Below are 20822 nucleotides of genomic sequence, written 5' to 3'. Positions count from 1 at the left end.
TCCTTCCTTACCATGAGCATAATGTCTTCTCAGGGATCTTATTTGTATGCGCGAAAAACTCGAGCAACGCTCTTTTCTTTTTATTCTGCTGTTGGTCAGCCTGTTGTTCGTGTTGCTGCTCAAACCCTTCTGGGGCGCCATTTTCTGGGCCTGTGCCATCAGCGTTATTTTTAATCCTTTGCAAGACCGCATTGCGCGCCTGATCGGTGATAAGCCCAACCGGGTGGCTCTGCTCACGCTGTTGATTTGTGTGGTGATAGTGGTATTGCCCATCTTGTTAATCGCCACCACCTTCATCCAGGAAGGGCTGACGCTTTACCAGCGTATCGATAAAGGCGAAATCAATCCCGCCGACTGGCTGGAGCAAATGCGCAACGCCTTTCCTGTGGTACCCGAGCTGTTTGATCGTTTGGGGTTCAATCTGGGCAATATTCACGAAACCCTGTCCAAAGCTGCGGTGTCGGCCAGTAAAGTCATGGCAGAAAAAGCCCTGGGAGCCGGTCAGATCACCTTCAGTTTTATTATTAACTCCGCCTTGATGTTGTATTTAAGCTTCTTTTTGTTGCGCGATGGCCGCCAGTTAATTGAGTTAATGGTCCGCGCCCTGCCATTGGGCGATGCCCGCGAGCGCAAGTTATTCAGCAAGTTCTCTGAAGTCACCCGTGCCACGGTAAAAGGCAACATAGTGGTGGCCATGGTACAGGGCGCCCTGGGCGGCCTTATTTTTTGGGCGCTGTCGATACCCGGCCCTCTGCTATGGGGAGTGGTGATGGCTTTTTTATCCCTTATTCCGGCGGTTGGCGCTGGTCTGGTATGGCTGCCCGTGGCCTTGTATCTGTATGGCACCGGCGAATGGGTGTCGGCTTCCATTTTAGTGGCCTTTGGTGCACTGGTCATTGGCCTGGCCGATAACGTGTTACGCCCGTTGCTGGTCGGGCGCGACACCAAGCTACCCGACTATCTGGTGCTGTTTTCCACCCTGGGCGGCTTAAGTCTGATGGGGATTAATGGCTTCGTGATTGGCCCGCTGGTGGCGGCGCTATTCTTGGTGGTGTGGGATATTTTCATGCGGGAATTCAATGATCAGGATCCCTATGAAGACGAGCCGTAAGCGGTATTATTCAGGGGCGATTTCATTCGCACAAAAACAATAGCACCATCTTGAAAGCTCGATACTCTTTAGATAAAACAAGAGTTTACGCCAGCGGCGCAATACGCAAAACAAAGTAAGTCTGCAGTTTTTTGTGTGCGGAAGGGGTAATACTTGGGGCTTATCTTGGCTGTTCGCTGAAAGCTGATGGCTTCAAGCTGCCCGAAAGGACTGGCTTCCTCTTGCCAGGCGGCAAGAGGAAAATACAGATAACTTAGTCTAGCTCAACGCTAAGCTGGATGGACTCGTCAAAGAAGAATTCATCACAGTTGTTGCCCGGACCGGTGCGATCGACTACCAGGAACTCGTCGTCATCACGCAGCGCCATAATGGGGTGATGCCATACGCCTCTGTGATAGTTCACGCCCTGGCGAGCATTGGCTCGGAAAGCACGTACCGTGCTTGGGTCGATATTCAGGCTGCCATCACCCACGGGGGCAACCACCAGCAAAAATTCGTGACCAAACAACGGAATGAATGATTGAGACCCAAAAGGGTGACGCTCCAGCATTTTAACTTGCAGCGGATATTCCAACGTCTTGGCGCGGAAAATGCTGATAATGCCCTGGCCTTGTTCGTCCAGCTGCACTTCACCCAGGTTGTGGTAACGCTGGGTAGAGCCGTTGTTGATCATGAAGTGATCACGGCCTTCAGACTCGATGACATCACCAAAAGGGGCGAATGCTTCTTTTGTCAGTGGCTCTATTTTAAGAGTCTTAATCATTGCTTCCTCCGAAAAACATAAAAGCGGGGTGACCAGCACCCCGCGTCCCTTATTACATAGCGCTTAAACGAAACTCGGCTATTCTATTGATTTCTTTTACCGCGCGCGCAAATTCGGTGTCGTAGTCGTTATGAATACGCTCTTCGAATGCCGCCAGAATCTGATGACGGTTAGAACCCCTGACTGCCATGATGAACGGAAACTGGAACTTTTCCTTGTAGGCATTGTTCAGCTCGGTGAAACGGGCAAATTCTTCCGCGTTGCACTCGCTGATGCCGGCACCGGCCTGCTCGCTGGTAGAGGCTTCGGTCAATTCGCCGCGCTGGGCGGCTTTACCGGCCAAGTCCGGGTGAGCATTGATCAGGTCGAGCTGAGCCTGCTTGTCAGCATTGCTCATAACTGCAGCCATACGGCTGTGCAGGTGCTCAATGTTGTCATCTTCCGCAGTCAGGCCTTGATCGTAAGTCTGCTCGGCAACCCAGGGAGAGTGCTCGTAGATGTCGGCGAATGCAGCCACGAACTCGTCGCGGCCCATAGTGCTAGGCGTACAGGTAGTAAAACGGCTCATTACTTGTTTCCTTCATATGGGTGGTTCTCATGCCAATGGTTGGCAATGTCGATACGGCGGGTAAACCACACATGGTCGTGGCTACGAGCATACTTGATGAAGCGCTCAAGGCCAGCCATACGTCCGGGACGACCCAATATACGACAGTGCATACCAATAGAAAGCATCTTCGGCGCTTCGGCTCCCTCTTCATACAACACGTCGAACGAGTCTTTCAGATACTGGAAGAACTCTTCGCCGTTGTTGTAGCCATTCAGGCCAAAACGCATGTCGTTGGTATCCATGACATACGGGACCACCAGGTGGCCCTTGCCGTTGTTGTCTACCCAGTAAGGCAGGTCATCGGCGTAGGAATCAGAATCGTACAGTATGCCTTCGTCTTCCATGACAATCTTGCGGGTGTTGGGGCTATCGCGGCCGGTATACCAGCCTTGTGGACGCTGGCCACACACGCGCTCGAAGATTTCCATCGCTTTATGGTAGTGCTCGCGCTCTTCTTCTTCGCTCATGAACTGATAAGAGATCCACTTATAAGCGTGAGAGCAGATTTCATGACCTTCAGCCATGAATGCCTTGGCGATCTCGGGGTAACGCTCGATGGCAGTGGCCACGGCAAAAATAGTCATGGGAATGTTGTAGCGCTTGAACAAACGCAACAAACGCCACACGCCGGCACGGCTACCGTATTCGTAGATAGACTCCATGCTCATGTGGCGAGCATCGGGAAAAGCCACGGCGGTGGGCATTTCAGACAGGAAGGCTTCAGACTCGCCATCACCGTGCAATACGTTACGCTCACCACCTTCTTCGTAGTTCAGTACAAAGTTGATGGCAATGCGGGCCTTGTTAGGCCACTGAGGATGCGGCGGATTAGCGCCATACCCAGCAAGATCGCGGGGATAGTCGTTTTTTTGGCTCATCAGAAAACTCCTTGAAACGCAGGTTAGGGTACCAGCCGCGAGACAAGAATTTGCAGAGGGCTGGCCAGTCATAGATCGATTTTATTGTATACAATAAAATCGATCTATGTAAATAACAGGTTTGCTTTTTGTATCAGATCTTACAGCTTATCTTGCTTTGGGCTAGCAAAGCAAAGACAATCCTCATTCATCAAGATAGCGGCGTTAGTGCAGCCTTCGGCAAAAATGTGACTTTTAAGTCAACTTTATGTTAACGGCATGTAGACAACAAAGATTATCTTGATGTAAAATTAGTTCTGTCGTCGCAGCTTCTTTATATGTGCCTGGCAACATACTGCAAGCCATTATAGATCGCGAAGGCAGTACCTTGAATCAATGGAGACGCGTAATTCGCGCAAGGTAACTGAAAATGGGAAGATTAACTACACATATCCTCGACGCTTCTAAAGGCCAGCCTGGTTCAGATATTAAAATCGAGCTGTACCGCGTTGAAGAGGGTGAAAAAACCACTTTAATCAACACTGTTTATACCAACAGTGATGGCCGTACCGATGCACCTGTGCTGGAAGGCGCGGATTATGTGCCAGGTAAATATCAGCTGGTTTTCCACACTGGTACCTACCTGCGCAAGCAAGGTGTTGAACTGCTTGAGCCCGCCTTTCTGGATGACGTTGTTATTCGTTTCGGTCTGGCCGAAGGTCAGGAACACTATCATGTACCCCTGCTTATCTCTCCCTACAGCTACTCTACTTACAGAGGCAGCTAACGGGTAGTAGGCAGCATCTGCCAATGCCGGCATACGGAATCTTGCTCGGCATTGGCAGTTTGCCATTTAAACTATCGAGGACATCCGGCTATGGAAAATGCCAAAAATGAAATAACGCAGCAAGCATCCACAGAGTCCGCAGGCCTGCTGGAAAAACTGTTCAAGCTAAAAGAACATGGTACTTCGGTAAAAACCGAGCTGGTGGCCGGTTTAACTACCTTTATCACCATGGCCTACATCATTTTTGTTAACCCCAATATCATGGCTGCCTCGGGTATGGATGCCGGTGCCGTGTTCGTGGCCACCTGTATTGGCGCCGCCATTGCCACACTGTTCATGGGACTGTACGCCAACTGGCCAGTAGGTCTGGCTCCGGGTATGGGCCTTAACGCTTTTTTTGCTTTCACCGTCGTGGGTGAAATGGGTTATAGCTGGGAGATAGCACTGGGTGCTGTGTTCTGGTCTGGCGTGATTTTTACCGCCATGAGTTTTTGGAAGATTCGCGAATGGGTGCTCGAGGCCATTCCCGAGTCGCTGCGCTTCGCCATGACGGCAGGTGTAGGGCTTTTTCTGGGTCTTATCGGTCTTAAAACCGCCGGTATCGTCGTTCCCAGCTCGGCCACCATGGTCACCCTGGGTGACATGACCCAGCCCAGCGCCTGGCTGGCAGCCGCCTGCTTCCTGGTGATTTCCATTCTGGCCTATCTCAGGATATTCGGTGCCGTGCTGATCGGCGTGCTCGGCGTCACCCTAGCAGGGTGGCTGATGGGCATAGTGGAATATAACGGTGTGTTCGCCATGCCGCCCAGCATAGCGCCCACCTTCATGAAGCTGGATATCATGGGCGCACTCGATGTGGGCATGATCACCATCATACTGTCGTTTTTATTCGTCAACATGTTCGACACCGCCGGTACTCTGATGGGGGTAGCTGAGCGCGCCAATCTGCGCCGTCCGGACGGCTCGATTGAAGGGCTGAAAAAATCGCTGAAAGCCGATAGCGCCTCCTCGGTCATCGGTACTTTCGTGGGTTGCCCACCGGTAACCAGTTATGTAGAAAGTGCTGCAGGTGTGGCCGCCGGTGGCCGAACCGGTCTTACCGCCGTGACCATAGCCGCACTGTTTCTGTTCTCCATGTTTCTGGCACCCCTGGCGGGCATGATCCCGGCTTATGCTACCGCCGGCGCTCTGCTCTATGTCGCCTTCGCCATGATGAGCAGCCTGGCCAAGATAGAATGGGACGATTACACCGAAATGGCCCCCGCCGCCATTACCGCCCTGATGATGCCGCTGACCTTTTCCATTGCCAACGGGATTGCCATGGGCTTTGTCAGCTACGCCATCTTGAAGCTGGCGACCGGCCAGGCCCGTCAGGTGTCCATTGGTGTCTATGTGCTAAGCGCCATCTTCATCGCCAAGTTTATTTATATGTAAGTACGTATCGAGAAATAGATACCCATACCAAGGGCGGCCATGGCCGCCCTTTTCTTATTTTGCCAATCTTCCTTTAGCCGCGATGAATGCCTGGCCTCAGGCCAATACGCCCATCACTGTGCCAGCACACCTTATAACTTGGCCAGCCGCTCGCGAATTTCCTCCATCTTGGCCTGCATTACCAGCTCCAGGCTGGCCAGGTTTTCGGCGATGGCGGTTTTGGCATCGGTTGCCGATTGCGTCTCTGCCAATAACCGGTTGAGTTCACTCAAGGCTTGCTCCAGCTTACTGTTATCGCCCTGATGTGAAAAAGCGAACTTGAGACTGTCCGGCTGACACCCCTCTTGTACCGGACGAAAATAAATCTTCAGTTCATCTTCAGCCGTTGCATGGCATAGCTTGAACCGTGCGATGGCATGGACATTCTCGATGCCCATGGCGGCCAGAGTGGGAAATTCAGACATTTTACTACCTCATTTGCAGAGAAAACTGCCATGCACCTAAATTTACAGTTTATTAACATCCGCCACGCTAACGGCTGCGTTCTCTCTTTGCTAGAGCCAGAAATAAGCCCATCATAAGGCCAGGATTTTGGCTCCAGCCGCCCCCGCTGACTGGCCCTAACATAGCCTGAGCAGGCATTCTAGATTGCCATTCAAACCTCAGCCGAATAACAACAGGAGTTTCCATGTCAGAGAAGACAACAACACTGACCATTGCATTGGAGCAAGACGCCGCTCGTGTGTTTGCCGAATACGAGGCCCTGACCCGGATCACGCCAGAGGTGTATGTACAGCAGCTGATCGAAAAGACAATGCCGACCCTGGAGGCCATGGTGAGTGCCTTGCATGAAGCCAATGGCAATGAAGAGGTGGTCATGGAGCTGTTTGGCAAGAAAATGGCAGAATCAATGCTCAAGCAACGACAGGCTTTGGCATCTTGATGGCAGTCAAACTCAGGGTGGGATAGCGTTTGCGGGATACATCAAGGGCGGCCCGGCCGCCCTATTTTCTTTATTTCAACTCTTCTATCTGGCGGCGCAGCTCTTCCAGCTTGTCCTTCATAACCGCTTCCATATGCTCCAGATCAGCCAGCAATTGCTGCTTGGCATTGCGAGTATCCTCCGACGTTGCGGTGTCGGTGGCCGGTTTGAGCAACTGCTGTAATTCCGCCACCGCCTGACGCAACAGCGGGCTGGTGTCTTCCAGCTGATGCCAGGCGTCGGTTTTCTGGAACTCGACCGCCACCTTGGCCTTGGCTCGGGCAAAGGTGAATTTCTTGCTGCGCGACAACAAAGAGCCGCTTGGCCGGTGATAGTATATTTTAAGCACGTCGGCTCTGGCCTCGCGGCGCAGGCTGTAACGGCTGATACTGTCGAAAGAGGTGATCCCCATCTGTTCCAGAGTTGGATACTTTGATGTCATTTTTTCGCCCAATCATTTGAGATTAATGAAAATATGCCGCGACCAACAACGCCGGCAGCAACGTATTGCACTCGGGGCCACTCCGTGACAGTCAGGATAGACCGAGCCATACCTAGCGAGAAAACGTGAGCAATACCTGTCACCACAGTATAGCCAGGCGCCACCCGCCCGGGACAGAGCCAGTTATAACGACAAGCTGGCACCAGTACGTCAGGCAGACACCAGCAATCTCTTGATGTGGCAAAACGCCCGGATACTGAAGTGACCGTCAGTCATGAGGCCGGGCCGGGACTGATAACCGCTCCCCTGGCAAGGTTCTCTGTTAACCAGGCAGGTGGCAAACGGCAGCTGCCGCGCCAATTGCTCACCCTGAGTCATATCCCGCGTCCAGATGCTGACGGTGCCATCAGGGCCCAGATCCTGACACATGTCGAGAATGGCATCCTGATTTGGAGCGCGCAATACACAGGCCAGAGGCCCGCTGAGTTGCCGGCGAAATACCGCCATGTCGGGCCGTACCCTGTCCAGTAACGAAGCGGGGTAATACCAGCCTGCGCCTGTAGGTAGCTGGCAACCCACCACAGCCTGGGCACCGTCGGCCAGTGCCGCCTGTACCTGCTGCTGCAAGTCATCACGCTGCAAGCGGGTGGCCAGAGGCCCCAGGGTGGAGACGTATAATGACGGATCCCCCGGCTGCCACTCGGCCAGCTGGGCGGAAAGCCGGGCTACAAATTGCTCGGCAATACCGGGGGTGACCATGAAGCCTCGCGCCGCATGCCCCAGCTGACCGGCATTGCGAAAACGTGAGCGCAGCGCCGCTGCCACCGCCAAATCCAGATCGGCATCGTCCAGAATAATCTGCAGCTCGGTTTCATCCAGCTCTAGAATAATGGGTTTTAGTTGCTGCCCGGCCAGCGCCGCCACCTGGCTGGCATCTTGCCGGTTACCACTGAACGCCAATGCCTTTACTCTGGCGTCGGCAATCAGGGTCGCTACCTGTGGCTTGCTAATCAGCAGGCTAAACACCAGCCCCTTGGGTGCCTCGGCGTCGGCCAGCAGGGTTTCAATTTCCCGGGCACACAGCGGCAGATTCTCCGCCAGCTTCAACAACACGGCATTACCAGCCATCAAGGTCGGCGCCAGCACGCGAAATACCTGCCAAAGAGGAAAACGCCAGGAACTGAGCAAGAGCACGCTGCCCATGGGTTCACAGGTATTCATGCTACGCGCCAGCGGCAGCATGGCCGGGCCATGAGTCGCAAAATAGTTACACTCCAACGCGCAGCGATCGACCTCGGCCAGAGCCTCACTGAGCAGTTTGCCCATTTCTCGCGTAATACACAGCGCCAGCCGCTCCCGGTTGGCCGACAGCAACGAGGCCAGCCTGTTCAGCAAGGCACTGCGATCCGAAGTACTGCTTTGTCGCCATGTCTGTGCGGCTTGCTGGTTTTGCTGCAGACGCTGTTCTAATTCGTTCGCCGATAATGCCTGCAAACGCGTCACTTCGGTCCCGGTTGCCGGGTGATACGAAATAAATTCCACTAGGTTGCTCCCCGCTTCCCTGCCCGGTCGACAAAGGATGACGCCACCGGTGATATAATAAGAGGGCAACTGACGCAGTTACCGTCGTTCTATGGTAAAAATCACAGCTGACATGACGTTAGTCACAGACCCGGGGCGGGGCAATGGCCAGTTACCCCAGAGTGATGGAGCCAGCTCGGCACTTCATCGCGCCACAGTCCGGATAGCATGCTTGCAACAATACAAGGGAGAGCAACAATGGCAAATCAGGCCCAGGGAAAGTCGAAAATGTGGACCCGCATGCTGCCGTTTTTACAATGGACTCCTCTGGTTAATGGCGCCAGCCTGCGCGCCGATGCCCAAGCCGGTCTGACCAATGCCATTATTGTGCTGCCCCAGGGGGTAGCCTATGCGCTGATTGCCGGCCTGCCCGCAGAATACGGACTTTACGCCGCTATCATTCCGGCCATTATTGCCGCTCTGTTCGGATCTTCCTGGCATTTGATTTCCGGCCCTACCGCCGCCATGTCGATTGTGGTATTCACCTCGGTCAGCCCGCTGGCCACGCCGGGTTCGGCCGAATTTATTGCCCTGGCGCTCACGCTGACGCTGATGAAAGGGGTATTTCAGCTGGTGCTGGCTTCGGCTCGGCTGGGGGTCTTGGTCAATTTTGTGTCGCACTCGGTGGTAATCGGTTTTACCGCCGGTGCCGCCGTGGTGATAGTAGTGAGCCAGCTGCAGAATTTACTGGGGCTATCGCTGCACACCAAAGGCACCTTTACCGATAATGGCTGGCAAGTGCTCAGCCACCTGTCCAGTGCCGATCCTTACAGCCTGGCCGTTGGCCTCACTACCTTGGTGAGCTGCGTATTGATCAAGAAGCTGCTCCCCCGCTGGCCCAATATGCTGATCGCCCTTGCGCTGGCCAGTGGCCTGGCATTCATACTGGACCCGAACCAGCAGCATATCGCCATGGTGGGCGCCATTCCCGCCAGCCTGCCGCCGCTGAGCATGCCCGATTTAAGCTTCAGTAATCTTAGCGCCCTGTCGTCCGGTGCATTGGCCATCAGCCTGCTCGGCTTGGTTGAAGCCTCCTCCATTGCCCGCGCCATCGCCAGCCGCTCTCATCAGCGATTGGATGATAATCAGGAGTTTATCGGCCAGGGGTTATCGAATGTGGTGGGTGCTTTCTTTTCCTGCTATGCCTCTTCGGGCTCCTTTACCCGCACCGGCGTCAACTTTACCTCGGGGGCTCGCACCCCCATGGCGGCCATTTTTGCCGCCGGTTTTTTGTTGCTCATACTGCAGTTGTTTTCCGGCATGACCGCCTGGTTGCCCATACCGGCCATGGCTGGTTTGTTGCTGGTGGTAGCCTGGAACTTGATCGACTTTCACCATATCAAACTGATTGTGCGTGCCGCCAAGTCCGAAACCACGGTACTGGTGGTGACCTTTGCCGCCACCTTGCTGGTTGCGCTGGAATTTGCCATTTATGCCGGCGTTATTCTGTCGCTGGTGTTTTATCTTAAGCGCACCTCCACGCCCCGCATCGTGTCTATTTTGCCGGATCCGGATGCCAAACATCCGCTGTTTGTCAGTGCCGAAAACAAGCGCCTGCCTTATTGCCCGCAGCTGCGCATCATTCGCATAGAAGGCTCGCTGTTTTTTGGTGCCGTAAACCATGTGCAGGAATATCTGCAGAATGTGCGCGAGCCCAGATTATTGATCGTCGGCAATGGCATGAATTTCGTCGACATCGTCGGCGCACAAATGCTGCTGCAGGAATCGATTCGCCGGCGAGCAGCAGGCGGCGACCTCTATCTGTGCAACCTGAAAGAAGGCGTGCTGCGCATTTTGAAGCGCAACAACCTGATAGAAAGACTGGGAGAAGATCATATCTTCATGAATAAAGGGCAGGCCATACATCGTATTTACGACCAGCTCGACCCGGCTGTCTGCAAAACCTGCACTGCCAGAATATTTCATGAATGCAAACAGGCCCCACCCGGCGCAGGCATCGCCACCGAGATCCCCATTACCCAGCAGCCAGCCTGAAGACTCGGCTCCGTTGCATATCGGCACTGGCCACATGCGCTCGTGCCAACTGGTCCCTACTCGCTCCGGCTTCGCTAGATACACTGTTAACACTTTGTTTACCAATGTCGCGCCGCCAACGAACGAGGGCAGAATGATGACCAGTCTTATTCACGACCATCCCAGCCGGCTGGTGTCGGTTCGAGAGTTGTTCAATATCGACTCCGACTTCAAGGTGCCGGTCTTCGAGCACAAGGACGAGCACGTTCCCGATATCGACCCCGCCTACTGTTTTAATCCGGATGTCACCATGGCGATTCTGGCCGGTTTTACCCGTAATCGTCGGGTACTGATCCAGGGATTACATGGCACCGGCAAGTCTACCCATATTGAACAGGTTGCCGCCCGGCTTAACTGGCCCTGCGTGCGGATCAACCTGGACGGCCATATCAGCCGACTCGATCTGGTGGGTAAAGACACCATAGTGTTGAAAGACGGCAAGCAGATTACCGAGTTTCAGGAAGGCATAGTTCCCTGGGCCCTGCGTCGGCCGGTGGCGCTGATCTTCGACGAATTCGATGCCGGACGCCCGGACGTGATGTTCGTGATCCAGCGGATCCTGGAGCAGGACGGCAAGTTCACCCTGCTGGATCAAAATCAGGTGATTACCCCTCATACGCATTTTCGACTGTTTGCCACCGCCAATACCGTGGGCCTGGGTAACGTCAACGGTCTGTATCACGGCACCCAGCAGGTCAATCAGGCACAGATGGACCGCTGGAATATAGTCGCCAGCCTGGATTACCTGCCCCGGGAAGACGAAATCAGCATAGTGCAGGGCAAGGTCCCTTGTTATGCAGATCCGCAAGGTCATCAGCTGATCAGCACTATGGTGGCGGTTGCGGAACTGACCCGCAGCGGTTTTGCCGCCGGCGATCTCTCTACCCTGATGTCGCCGCGCACCCTGATCGCCTGGGCCGAAAATACCGAAATTTTTGGCGATCCGGCACGGGCGTTCCGGTTGTCGTTTCTCAACAAGTGCGATGAGGCAGAGCGGCCCCTGGTGGCTGAATATTATCAGCGCTGTTTCGATCAGGAACTGGATGAATCCCGATCACTCAAGCTGGCCCTGATGTAACCTGCCCTCCGGATCAAGCTGTTCGTGATACGGCTGCGGTCCGGAATCTGCCGTACAGTAGAAAGCGATAAGTGACTGCGGTGCGCCCTTCATCATGCCGATGGGCGGCGACCCTTTTTATCCTTATCGCTTTCTCTGCTCGCCTAGTGAGGAAACCCAAGATGACCACGCCCCCCATGACTTCGGGCCAGGATCAGGCCCGGGAAGCACGCCAGCAACAACGGCTCGAAGAGCTGAACGCCGCGCTGATCCGCGCCCTGTCGGCCCAGCAGGATCTGCGTTATCGCGGCCATAGACTGGAAATAAAAGGCCGCCCCTATCCACTGCGCGCCCCCCACTTGCATCCGCAGCTGGGGCTGGACGACCTGGGCTCGTTTCGCGGCGTGGTGGATGCCATCGCCCTGCGCCTGCGCCACAACAATGCCGAATTGCACCGGCAATGGCTGCCCTCGCCGCCTATCGCCAGACTGGTGTTCGAGCTGCTGGAGCAACTCAGGGTCGAATCTCTGGTCGAATCCTGGCACCCGGGCAGCAAGCACAACCTGCATCACCGTTTTAGCGCCTGGTGTAATCAGTTTCAGACTTCCGGTCAGTCCGAGAGCCATGTAGGCCTCTTGCTGTTCACTCTGGCGCAAATGAGCTGGGTGCAACTGGGGGGCGGGCCAATGGAAGAAACCACCGAGATGATGATTGAATCGACGCGCATGTTTCTGCTTCGGGAAATTGGCCCCGCGTTCGGTCTTATTCGCCGTCATCGTTACGATCAGGCCGCCTTCGCCGAGCAGGCGCTGTCTATTGCTCTGTGTCTGAACGGACTGATTGATGAGTTACACCAGCAACAGGCTGGCGACGGCAAGCCGGAAGACGCCCTGAGCGAAGACACCAAGAAGGCCTTCGGCCTGTTGCTGGATCTGGAGGGCGGGGATGATGCCGCTATCGCCCTGGCCGAACAACATGGCCATGACCGGTTGCGCCAGGCCGCCGAGGCACTGCACTACCGGGTTTACGAGGCTCGTTACGACCGCGAATGGCCAGCCCACAAACGGGTGCGCCCCGAACTGCTGGTTAGGCTGCGCGAGCGGCTGGACCAACGTATTCGTGAGCAAGGGCTTAACCTGAATGGACTCACCAAAAAACTGCGCCATCTGCTGGCTCGTCCGCAACGCCAGGGGTGGCGCTTCGGTGAAGAAGAAGGCCACCTTGACGGGCGGCGGCTGTCGACGCTGGTAACCTCGTCGGCCGACCGTCGGGTCTTCAAACAGGAACAGCAAGAGCCGAAAGCCGATGCGGTGGTTACCTTTCTGATCGACAATTCCGGCTCCATGCGTCCGCATATCGACAGCATCAGCATGCTGGTCGATACCCTGGCCCGCGCTCTCGAACGGGTCGGTGCCAAAGTAGAAATTCTGGGCTTTACCACCGGCCACTGGAACGGTGGCCAGCCGCTTCGCCATTGGCAACGGCAGGGCCGCCCTGCCAACCCCGGCCGACTGAACGAACGTAGCCATCTGGTTTACAAAGACGCCGATACCCCCTGGCGACGGGCTCGTCGCGATATTGCGGCACTGCTCAAGGACGATGTATTTCGCGAAGGGCTGGATGGCGAAGCGCTGTTGTGGGCAGAGCAACGGCTGCTGGCACAACCGGCCCGGGATCGACTGCTGCTGGTAATTTCCGACGGTTGCCCCATGGACACCGCCACTCGCCAGCATAATGAACAGGATATTCTCGACTTGCATCTGCGCCAGGTCAGCGCCCGCCTGGAGCGGGAAGGCCGCATTGCTCTCTGTGCCCTGGGGGTAGGACTAGACCTGAGTGACTACTACCGCCACAGTCAGTTGCTAGACCTGAGTCACTCTCTGGATAACAAGGTATTCGACGAGATATTGGCCTTGATGAGCAGGACAATCGGCACAATGCAAACAAAATAAATAACATTTCATTTACATTCATCCGTTTTTAAGGTATTGATTTTTAAGATTTTTAACGTTGGACCCAGCTCCTTCAGGCATGTGGCCCTAACTATTTCAGGGTGCAGATTCGAGTATGAATGGTGAGTGGCTCACTTGGGATGACAGATTAACCCGCGGTCGTTCAGAACCGCCTTCTGGCACCCAAGTCAGCAGCAAGCGCCAGCAGTAGGCAGGGAAAATCAGAATTTTCACCCCGCCTGGCATCACGGAAGGACCTTGTCCCGCATACGGGACAGAACATCAGCAACTGGAGCAAGAAGCCATGATATTCAAGCAACGCTTTATCAAGTCCATCTCCTTCGCCCTTTGTGCCGGCGCCATTGCCGTCGGCAGTTCGGTCGCGCAGGCCAATACCTTTCGTATTGCGGTCGGTGATGGTGCCGGCGGCACTCAGCACGAGTTGGGTCTCAAATTTTCAGAAGTGTTCAAGGAAAAAACCGCCGGCAAACACGACACCAAGATGTTCCTTAACGGTCAGCTGGGCGATGAACAGGCGACCATCAACGATGCATCCATGGGGTTGCTCGACTTCTCCATTCTGGCCATCAACAACGTGACCCCCTTTTCGCCTAGTGTTGGCGTCCTGACCCTGCCCTACATGGTACACAGCCTGGACGATGCAGTGACCCTGACCCAGGGCGAAGTTGGCCAGCAGCTGGTGGAGAACACCATTCGTGATGCCGGTGTACGCATTATCGGCTGGGCTTATTCCGGGTTTCGGGTACTGACCAACTCCAAGCAAGCCGTCTCGTCGCTGGCGGATCTGGAAGGCTTGAAAATACGCGTTCCCAACAACGAAATCATGATCGATACCTACCGCGCCTGGGGCATCAACCCCACGCCCATGGCCTGGTCTGAAACCTTTACCGGTTTACAGCTGGGCGTGGTAGACGGTCAGGACAACCCCTACATTACCGTGTCGGCCATGAAGTTTGATGAAGTACAGAAGTACATTACCAATATTCGCTATCTGTTCTCCATCGAGCCGCTGATCGTGTCTGAATCCGTCTTTCAGTCTCAACCTGCCGATGTACAAAAAGCCATTCTGGAAGCCGGTCAGGCGGCCACCGATCACAGCGCCCAGTGGCTGGTTGAGCAGGAAGACAAGATCAAGGCCGAGCTGACTGCCAATGGCATGGAGATCTCCGAGCCTGCCGACGGAGAAAAACAGTGGATGCAAAAAGCCATCGATCAGGTCTGGCCCAAGTACTACAAGCAGCTGGGTGGTAAAGATAACCTGAACAAGATCCTGACCTCCCTCGGACGCGACACCATCTAACTCGTCGCTTCAACCAGAGTGCACCCGCCATTTGGCTGGTGCACTTTTCTCAGGGAGACATCGCCATGAGCATTGGCACATTACTGTTCAAGATTGTCGATAATATAGAAAACGTGATTTGCAGGACTTTGCTCGCGTCTTTCGTTGTGCTGCTGTTTGCACAAATCATCTCGCGGCAGGTATTCAATCATTCCCTTTCCTGGACCGAAGAATTATCCACTTACATGTTCGTGTGGTTTGTTTATTTCGGCGCCAGCTATGCCACCAAACTGGCGGCACATAACAGGGTGACATTTCAGTTCAAATTTTTTCCGCCTATCGTTGCCGTTATTTCCGAGGCAATTGCAGATCTTATCTGGGTCTGTTTCAACGGCTATTTCGTTTATTTAAGTTATGACTTCGTGTTCAACAAGATGAACCTGTTCTGGAAATCGCAAACCCTGGGTTTTCCGATGAAATACGTCTACATGATACTGCCCATCGCCTTTGCACTAATGACCATTCGCATACTGCAGGTCAATTATTACAAGCTGGTCAAGGGCATCGATATTCGGGATCCGGAATCACTGGAAGTCGAGAAGCTGATCGAATCCTCCGACCAACACAATAAACCGAGTTAAGGCAGGAGCCACCCATGGTTGAATCATCCGTCGTCATGATCTTATTCGGGAGCTTTTTGCTGTTACTGCTGCTAGGCGCTCCCATCAGTGTTTCTCTGGGGGTTTCCGCTCTCGCCTCTTTTTTGTATCTGGGTGATAACCCCATCAAGTTCGTGCAGATTGCCTTTACTTCGGTCGGCTCTTTTCCCTTGATGGCCCTGCCCGCCTTTATTCTGGCCGGCGCCTTGATGGAAGCCGCAGGCATCTCCAAACGGCTGGTGGACCTGGCCGAAAGTTTTGCCGGCCCCTTTACCGGCGGCATGTCGGCGGCCACGGTAATGGCGTGCATGTTCTTCGGCGCCATTTCCGGCTCGGGCCCGGCCACCACCGCCGCCGTTGGCATGTTGATGATACCGGCCATGGTCGACCGGGGTTACAGCAAGGGATATGCCTCGGCAATTACCGCCTCGTCCGGCGGGCTGGGCGTGGTGATACCGCCCTCCATCCCCATGGTGATTTTCGGGATTTCCGCGATGGGCATGATGGCACCGCCCGAGGCCATTGCTCAGTATGGTCAATTCCAGTCGGTGTCTATTCCCAAGCTGTTTATCGCCGGCGTCTTCCCGGGTATGGTGCTGGCCGGTGGCTTGCTGGTCATGAACTACTTTTTATGTCGTAAGCACGGTTACAAGGGCACCACCGAAGGCTGGTCTGCCGCCACCACCCGTCGTGCGCTACGCAAGGGCGTCTGGTCGGTACTGGCCCCGGTGGTCATACTGGGCGGTATTTACAGTGGCCTGTTCACCCCTACCGAATCGGCCATCGTCGCCATCTTCTATACCCTGTTCATCGGTTTTTTCGTACACAAGGAACTGAAGATAAAAGCGGTGATGCGCTCGCTGGAAACCACCACCTGGCTGACCGGTCGCGTGTTGCTGATTCTGTTTACGGCCACCGTATTTGGTCGCCTGCTGGTGGAAAACCAGATCCCGGCCATTGTGGCCTCCTCCATGCTGGAGATGACCACCAATCTTTACCTGATCTGGGCACTGATTATCTTCTTCCTGCTGTTTGTCGGCATGTTCATGGAAACCCTGGCCGCCATCATGATATTGACGCCGGTGCTGTTACCCGTGGCGTATAACCTGGGCATAGACCCCATCCACTTCGGTATTGTGGTGGTGTGCTGTCTGTCCATTGGCTTTCAAACACCCCCGCTGGGCGAAAACCTGTTTATTGCCTCTGGCGTATCGGGTACTTCCATCGAGGAAATATCGGTACGCGCCCTGCCCTTTGCTTTTACCTCGGTGCTGGCCGTATTCATCATTGCTTATATACCGCAAATAACCCTGTTTTTACCAAGTCTACTGGGATATTAGCGACGAGTTCACTATGATGGACAGGGCCGATGATAAGTCTGCCCTGTCTTTAATGTTTAATGAGGGATGCGCCGATGTTGCCGGAAATAAACAAGATTCTGTACTGTACCGACTTGTCCAAGAACGCCTCTTATGCCTTTAAATATGCTATTTATCTGGCAAAGCAAACCGGTGCCGATATTCATATTCTGAAAGTGGTTGAAGAACTGTCCAGCGATGAACGACTGACACTACAGTCTTATATTCTCAATCAGAGCAGCCGTGAGGAGTTTTTACATCAGCGCCTCAATCATGCCAAGGATCAGCTGCAACAACGCCAGGATCATTTCTGGGAAGTTATCGCCCCCGAAGAGCAGGCATTACGCACCAAAATCATCGGCTGCGAAGTGGTTGAAGGTTACCCCACCGAGACGATTCTCAGGCGTTCCAGGGAGCTGGGCTGTGATTTAATCGTGATGGGCGCCCACGAGAAGGGCTGGTTTCAGACGCTGCTGGGTAGCGTGGCCAAGAATGTACTGCGCGAAGCACGCATTCCCACCCTGATAGTACCCCGCCCCGAAAAAGACACGGCAAGCAAACCCGTCTTGCAAAAGCACTGATCTCCAACCTTTATCGCCGGTAATAACCCGAAAAAAGACGAGACTCCGGTCTCGTCTTTTTTCGGCTCTGCTCACCATCACACCGTTTTGCCAGCTTCACCGGGCAAAAAAAGGCCCCACCAGGGGGGCCAAGGCACACAACTAACGCTTAAAACTCAGGATTGTGCGGGAACGGTATGTTCACCGGCAGGACGAGCAATGGGTTTCATCAACAGATAATACCCCACCACGCTCACCAGCAGCCCGACGAAGAACGCCATATCGATGAACACCAGGCTGCAGACAAAAGACAGACCGTAAACCAGGAAGGCCCGCAGGTTATAATTGTTCTGATAAACAAAGGGACCCTTGGGGTTATAAAAGTCATCCACATTCAACTGACCGCGGCGTAACAGGTAGAAGTCGGCCAGCATGATACCCGCTACCGGCCCCAGCAAACCGGACGTAATCACGCTGAACCACAGCAGGTTGTCGGCAAACACCCAAGGCATCATCAGCAGGCCGATGGCACCGGAAATGGATACACCCTGGCCAAAGCTCAGTCTGGGGAAAACGTTCATCAGGATAAGAGCGGACGGCATCAGGTTGGCCACAGTGTTGGTGGACCACTGGGCAAAGGCAATGGTGATCATGCTCAGGATCAGCACTATGGGTGAACTCATAGAGTTCAGTACGATCTCGATAGGATCCCAGGTGCCGGTGAGGATACCGCCTATCATGCCCACCATCAGAATGCCGGAGCCAATCACGATAAGGCCGGAAATCTGGGCAAAAAAGGGCTTGCGGTTACGGATAAAGAAATTCTTGCTGCTGTGGTCGCGAGAGCGCTCCAGCTTGCGGGTCATGTCCGGGCTGTTCAGCCCCATGGTGATCCAGATACCGGCGATGGCCATCACCGCAAACCAGAAAGAGCCATTATCCAGCGAAGGCGCAGCCAGCACGTCACCTATGGTCGCATTATTGGTCTGCAGCAGCCAAAAAGTAACCAGACCGATCAGTATGGTCAGCGCGGGAATAGCAATCCAGTCGAACTTGGCCATGGCTTTCATGCCATAAATGGCATTGACTACCTGCAGCACCCCGAAAATCAGGATAAGAATGGTGGTGTTGCTATAGCCAATCCACAACTCCAGTACCTTGCCGATGGCAACGGCCGCTACCCAGGTCTGAAAGCCAAACCAGAAACAGGCAGGAATAGCGCGAAAGGCCGCAGGGATCTTGGCGCCCTGATAACCAAAGCAACCGCGGATATAAACGGCAAAGGGAATACCGTAACGCAGTCCAATATCACCGGCCAGGATCAGAATGGTGGTCACAATGGCATAGGCGGCCAAAATCGCACCTATGATAGTCCAGGGAGACAACCCCGGATACAACTGGGCTCCCATGGTGAAGGCTCCCATGTTGATGGTCATGCCCGCCCAGAGCATGGTGAAATCCCAGATATTGATGTCCCTGTCTTTGTCCGTGGACGGCATAAGCTCAGGGTTGTTCATTTCATGTACAGCCATAAGGACACTCTCTGTTTACGCTGTGATAAGGATGTTGCTACATCCAACCTGATGTTAATGATGAGGTCTAATTTCGGTTAACAAGTTAGCATCGTTATTGTTAACGATAAATCTATATCTTTGTTTACATTTTGTTATGTTATATCGATCGTGTTTTTTACATAGTTTGGACCCAAACGAAAATAACCGGACGACCTGAGAAGAACTTCTGGGCTCCTTAAAGCGCTGCCGCTAGCCAGCTGCGCCTTTGTCCTGATTGAGATCAGAGTCAACAAGATAGATGGTTTAATCTTGGGGACATGACGTGGAGTTATTTCAGTCAACCGGGTTTGTCAGCCTCAAAGGAAAACAAAAAAGACGAGACCTGGGTCTCGTCTTTTTTCACTTCAGTGAGTCGCCTACAGCATACTCAGGGCCAGTCGACACGGTCCTGATCTTCATTGCGGTATTGCGCCCGTCCCAGGGGCACATGATCGTTGATCGCCTCGCGGATCTGCGCTTCTTCTGCGGCCGTAAAACCACCACACAGCTCAATCAGCTCGATGCGTCGAGTCAGCATTTCCTGGGCCGCCATAATGGCCTCTTCCAGGGTTTGCACGCCGGACACGGCGATATCGAACAACTCGCTCTTGATCCGGCTGTGGTGCTTGAACAGCTCCAGATCCGCCCCTTTCACAATAAAACCATAACGACTGAGTGACATACCAAACTCCTTTAACGAAGACGAAATAAACCAGAATTCAGGATACCGGCACCAAGGTCTGAGCCGAGCGATGAGCGCAATACAAGGAAGCCAGTGCACAGGAAGCCAGTCGGGCCTCGGGCGGATCGGCACGCGAGGTCAGAATAATGGGTACCCGGGCGCCCAGCACCAGACCGGCGGCGGTCGCTCCCATAAAATACACCATCTGCTTGAACAGAAAGTTGCCTGACTCCAGATTCGGTACCAGCAGAATATCCGCATGGCCCGGCACCTTGCCCGTGATGCCCTTGATAGCGGCCGCTTCAAGCGACACCGCATTATCAAACGCCAGCGGTCCTTCCACCACGGCGCCGGGCAGCGCGCCCATGGCCGCCAGCTTGACCAGTTCGGCGGCATCCTGGCTGGAGGGCATGCTCTTGCTGACTTCTTCGGTGCCCGAGAGCAATGCCACTCTGGGCTCAGGATTACCCAGAGCATGCATGAACTCGATGGCATTGCGGGCAATATGCAGCTTGTCGAGTACCGAGGGCTGCACATTGATCACCGCATCGGTAATACACAGTGCCTGGTCGCTGCCGGGTACTGTCATGTAAAACACATGGCTCAGGCGGCTGTCGGTACGCAGGCCCGCCGCACGGCCGAGCACGGCCCGTAACAAAATATCGGTGTGCACATGCCCCTTCATGATGGAGTGGGCTTTACCCTCGCTGACCAGCGCCACTCCCAGCCGGGCCGCTTCGGTTTCGTCACCGGCCTGTACCAGACGAACATGGTCCAGCAACCAGCCCATCGCCTCTGCCTGACGGCGCATGGTGTCGATGTCACCCACCAGTATCGGCTCGATCAAGCCTTGATCCTGTGCCATGCGCGCGCTGGCCAGCGAAATTTCGTTGATCGGATTGATCACCGCCGTGGTGACTCGGGGATGTTGACGGGCCTGAGCCAGCAACCGGGCCGGACATTCCTTGGGCTTGTTACTGAGCATGATGTCTTTCCTTGCGACTGACAGAAAACAACCACAAACCACTGCTGGCAATGACTTGTGGTTGCCTCCCGCAATTCCTATTTTTACCCTGATACTGCGGCAAAGCTGAGAGAGG

The 20822-nt window shown here is 54.4% G+C and carries 20 protein-coding genes; 11 read left to right on the top strand and 9 right to left on the bottom strand.

The window, feature by feature from the left end:
• The first annotated feature begins 46 nt into the window (after nt 1-46).
• The gene (locus IEW52_RS02590) at nt 47-1111 is read left to right on the top strand and encodes an AI-2E family transporter (protein ID WP_188628516.1); all 1065 of its coding nucleotides are present in this window, start codon (nt 47-49) and stop codon (nt 1109-1111) included.
• Between the two features lie 253 nt (nt 1112-1364).
• Here the strand turns inward: IEW52_RS02590 and IEW52_RS02585 are convergent, their stop codons facing one another.
• From IEW52_RS02585 to puuE, 3 genes are read right to left on the bottom strand one after another with little or no spacing between them, the layout of a single operon-like run.
• A complete protein-coding gene (locus IEW52_RS02585; RefSeq protein WP_229667762.1) occupies nt 1365-1874 on the bottom strand; it encodes an ureidoglycolate lyase in 510 nt (169 codons plus the stop codon).
• A 52-nt stretch (nt 1875-1926) separates the two neighbouring features.
• Nucleotides 1927-2442 carry a 2-oxo-4-hydroxy-4-carboxy-5-ureidoimidazoline decarboxylase gene (gene uraD / locus IEW52_RS02580; RefSeq protein WP_188628515.1) on the bottom strand — a complete coding sequence of 172 codons (516 nt, stop codon included), beginning with the start codon at nt 2440-2442 and terminating at the stop codon, nt 1927-1929.
• Complete coding sequence (gene puuE / locus IEW52_RS02575) at nt 2442-3362, bottom strand: allantoinase PuuE (protein ID WP_188628514.1); 921 nt, start codon at nt 3360-3362, stop codon at nt 2442-2444. The genes uraD and puuE overlap by 1 nt, the downstream gene beginning before the upstream one ends.
• A gap of 409 nt (nt 3363-3771) precedes the next feature.
• Between puuE and uraH the strand changes: the two genes are divergently transcribed.
• Entirely contained in the window at nt 3772-4128 is a 357-nt protein-coding gene (gene uraH, locus IEW52_RS02570; RefSeq protein WP_188628513.1) for a hydroxyisourate hydrolase, read from the top strand.
• Nucleotides 4129-4218: 90 nt separating this feature from the next.
• Nucleotides 4219-5562: an NCS2 family permease gene (locus IEW52_RS02565; RefSeq protein ID WP_188628512.1), complete on the top strand. Its 1344-nt coding sequence runs from the start codon at nt 4219-4221 to the stop codon at nt 5560-5562.
• 131 nt (nt 5563-5693) lie between these two features.
• Here IEW52_RS02565 and IEW52_RS02560 read toward each other — a convergent pair whose 3' ends face one another.
• The gene (locus tag IEW52_RS02560; protein ID WP_188628511.1) at nt 5694-6026 is read right to left on the bottom strand and encodes a DUF3461 family protein; all 333 of its coding nucleotides are present in this window, start codon (nt 6024-6026) and stop codon (nt 5694-5696) included.
• A gap of 224 nt (nt 6027-6250) precedes the next feature.
• On the opposite strand from IEW52_RS02560, the gene IEW52_RS02555 reads away from it, so the two are divergent.
• Nucleotides 6251-6505: a hypothetical protein gene (locus IEW52_RS02555; protein ID WP_188628510.1), complete on the top strand. Its 255-nt coding sequence runs from the start codon at nt 6251-6253 to the stop codon at nt 6503-6505.
• Between the two features lie 70 nt (nt 6506-6575).
• Here IEW52_RS02555 and IEW52_RS02550 read toward each other — a convergent pair whose 3' ends face one another.
• On the bottom strand, nt 6576-6986 hold the full coding sequence (locus IEW52_RS02550; protein WP_188628509.1) for a DUF3461 family protein: 411 nt from the start codon (nt 6984-6986) through the stop codon (nt 6576-6578).
• 210 nt (nt 6987-7196) lie between these two features.
• Nucleotides 7197-8528 (bottom strand): aldehyde dehydrogenase family protein, encoded by a 1332-nt coding sequence (locus IEW52_RS02545; protein ID WP_188628508.1) that lies wholly within the window; start codon nt 8526-8528, stop codon nt 7197-7199.
• A gap of 237 nt (nt 8529-8765) precedes the next feature.
• Here IEW52_RS02545 and IEW52_RS02540 point away from each other — a divergent pair, with 237 nt between their 5' ends.
• The 7 genes from IEW52_RS02540 (at nt 8766) to IEW52_RS02510 (ending at nt 17508) form a co-directional block, all read left to right on the top strand.
• Nucleotides 8766-10562 carry a SulP family inorganic anion transporter gene (locus tag IEW52_RS02540; RefSeq protein WP_188628507.1) on the top strand — a complete coding sequence of 599 codons (1797 nt, stop codon included), beginning with the start codon at nt 8766-8768 and terminating at the stop codon, nt 10560-10562.
• 133 nt (nt 10563-10695) lie between these two features.
• A complete protein-coding gene (locus tag IEW52_RS02535; RefSeq protein ID WP_229667761.1) occupies nt 10696-11679 on the top strand; it encodes an AAA family ATPase in 984 nt (327 codons plus the stop codon).
• 161 nt (nt 11680-11840) lie between these two features.
• The gene (locus IEW52_RS02530) at nt 11841-13610 is read left to right on the top strand and encodes a cobaltochelatase CobT-related protein (protein ID WP_229667760.1); all 1770 of its coding nucleotides are present in this window, start codon (nt 11841-11843) and stop codon (nt 13608-13610) included.
• Nucleotides 13611-13914: 304 nt separating this feature from the next.
• On the top strand, nt 13915-14931 hold the full coding sequence (locus IEW52_RS02525; protein ID WP_188628506.1) for a TRAP transporter substrate-binding protein: 1017 nt from the start codon (nt 13915-13917) through the stop codon (nt 14929-14931).
• A 65-nt stretch (nt 14932-14996) separates the two neighbouring features.
• Nucleotides 14997-15551: a TRAP transporter small permease gene (locus IEW52_RS02520; protein ID WP_188628505.1), complete on the top strand. Its 555-nt coding sequence runs from the start codon at nt 14997-14999 to the stop codon at nt 15549-15551.
• Between the two features lie 14 nt (nt 15552-15565).
• Nucleotides 15566-16909: a TRAP transporter large permease gene (locus IEW52_RS02515; protein ID WP_188628504.1), complete on the top strand. Its 1344-nt coding sequence runs from the start codon at nt 15566-15568 to the stop codon at nt 16907-16909.
• A gap of 74 nt (nt 16910-16983) precedes the next feature.
• Nucleotides 16984-17508, top strand: a complete 525-nt coding sequence (locus IEW52_RS02510) for a universal stress protein (protein WP_188628503.1) — start codon at nt 16984-16986, stop codon at nt 17506-17508.
• Nucleotides 17509-17663: 155 nt separating this feature from the next.
• Here IEW52_RS02510 and IEW52_RS02505 read toward each other — a convergent pair whose 3' ends face one another.
• The 3 genes from IEW52_RS02505 to IEW52_RS02495 all read right to left on the bottom strand — a co-directional run bounded on the left by IEW52_RS02505 (nt 17664) and on the right by IEW52_RS02495 (nt 20707).
• Nucleotides 17664-19019: a cytosine permease gene (locus IEW52_RS02505; protein WP_188628502.1), complete on the bottom strand. Its 1356-nt coding sequence runs from the start codon at nt 19017-19019 to the stop codon at nt 17664-17666.
• Nucleotides 19020-19428: 409 nt separating this feature from the next.
• Nucleotides 19429-19722: a DUF6506 family protein gene (locus IEW52_RS02500; RefSeq protein WP_188628501.1), complete on the bottom strand. Its 294-nt coding sequence runs from the start codon at nt 19720-19722 to the stop codon at nt 19429-19431.
• Between the two features lie 37 nt (nt 19723-19759).
• A complete protein-coding gene (locus IEW52_RS02495; RefSeq protein WP_188628500.1) occupies nt 19760-20707 on the bottom strand; it encodes a bifunctional enoyl-CoA hydratase/phosphate acetyltransferase in 948 nt (315 codons plus the stop codon).
• Nucleotides 20708-20822: the final 115 nt, after the last annotated feature.

The organism is Oceanisphaera marina (assembly GCF_014643915.1).
Lineage (GTDB): Bacteria > Pseudomonadota > Gammaproteobacteria > Enterobacterales > Aeromonadaceae > Oceanimonas > Oceanimonas marina.
This window is presented reverse-complemented; position numbering and strand designations above follow the sequence as displayed.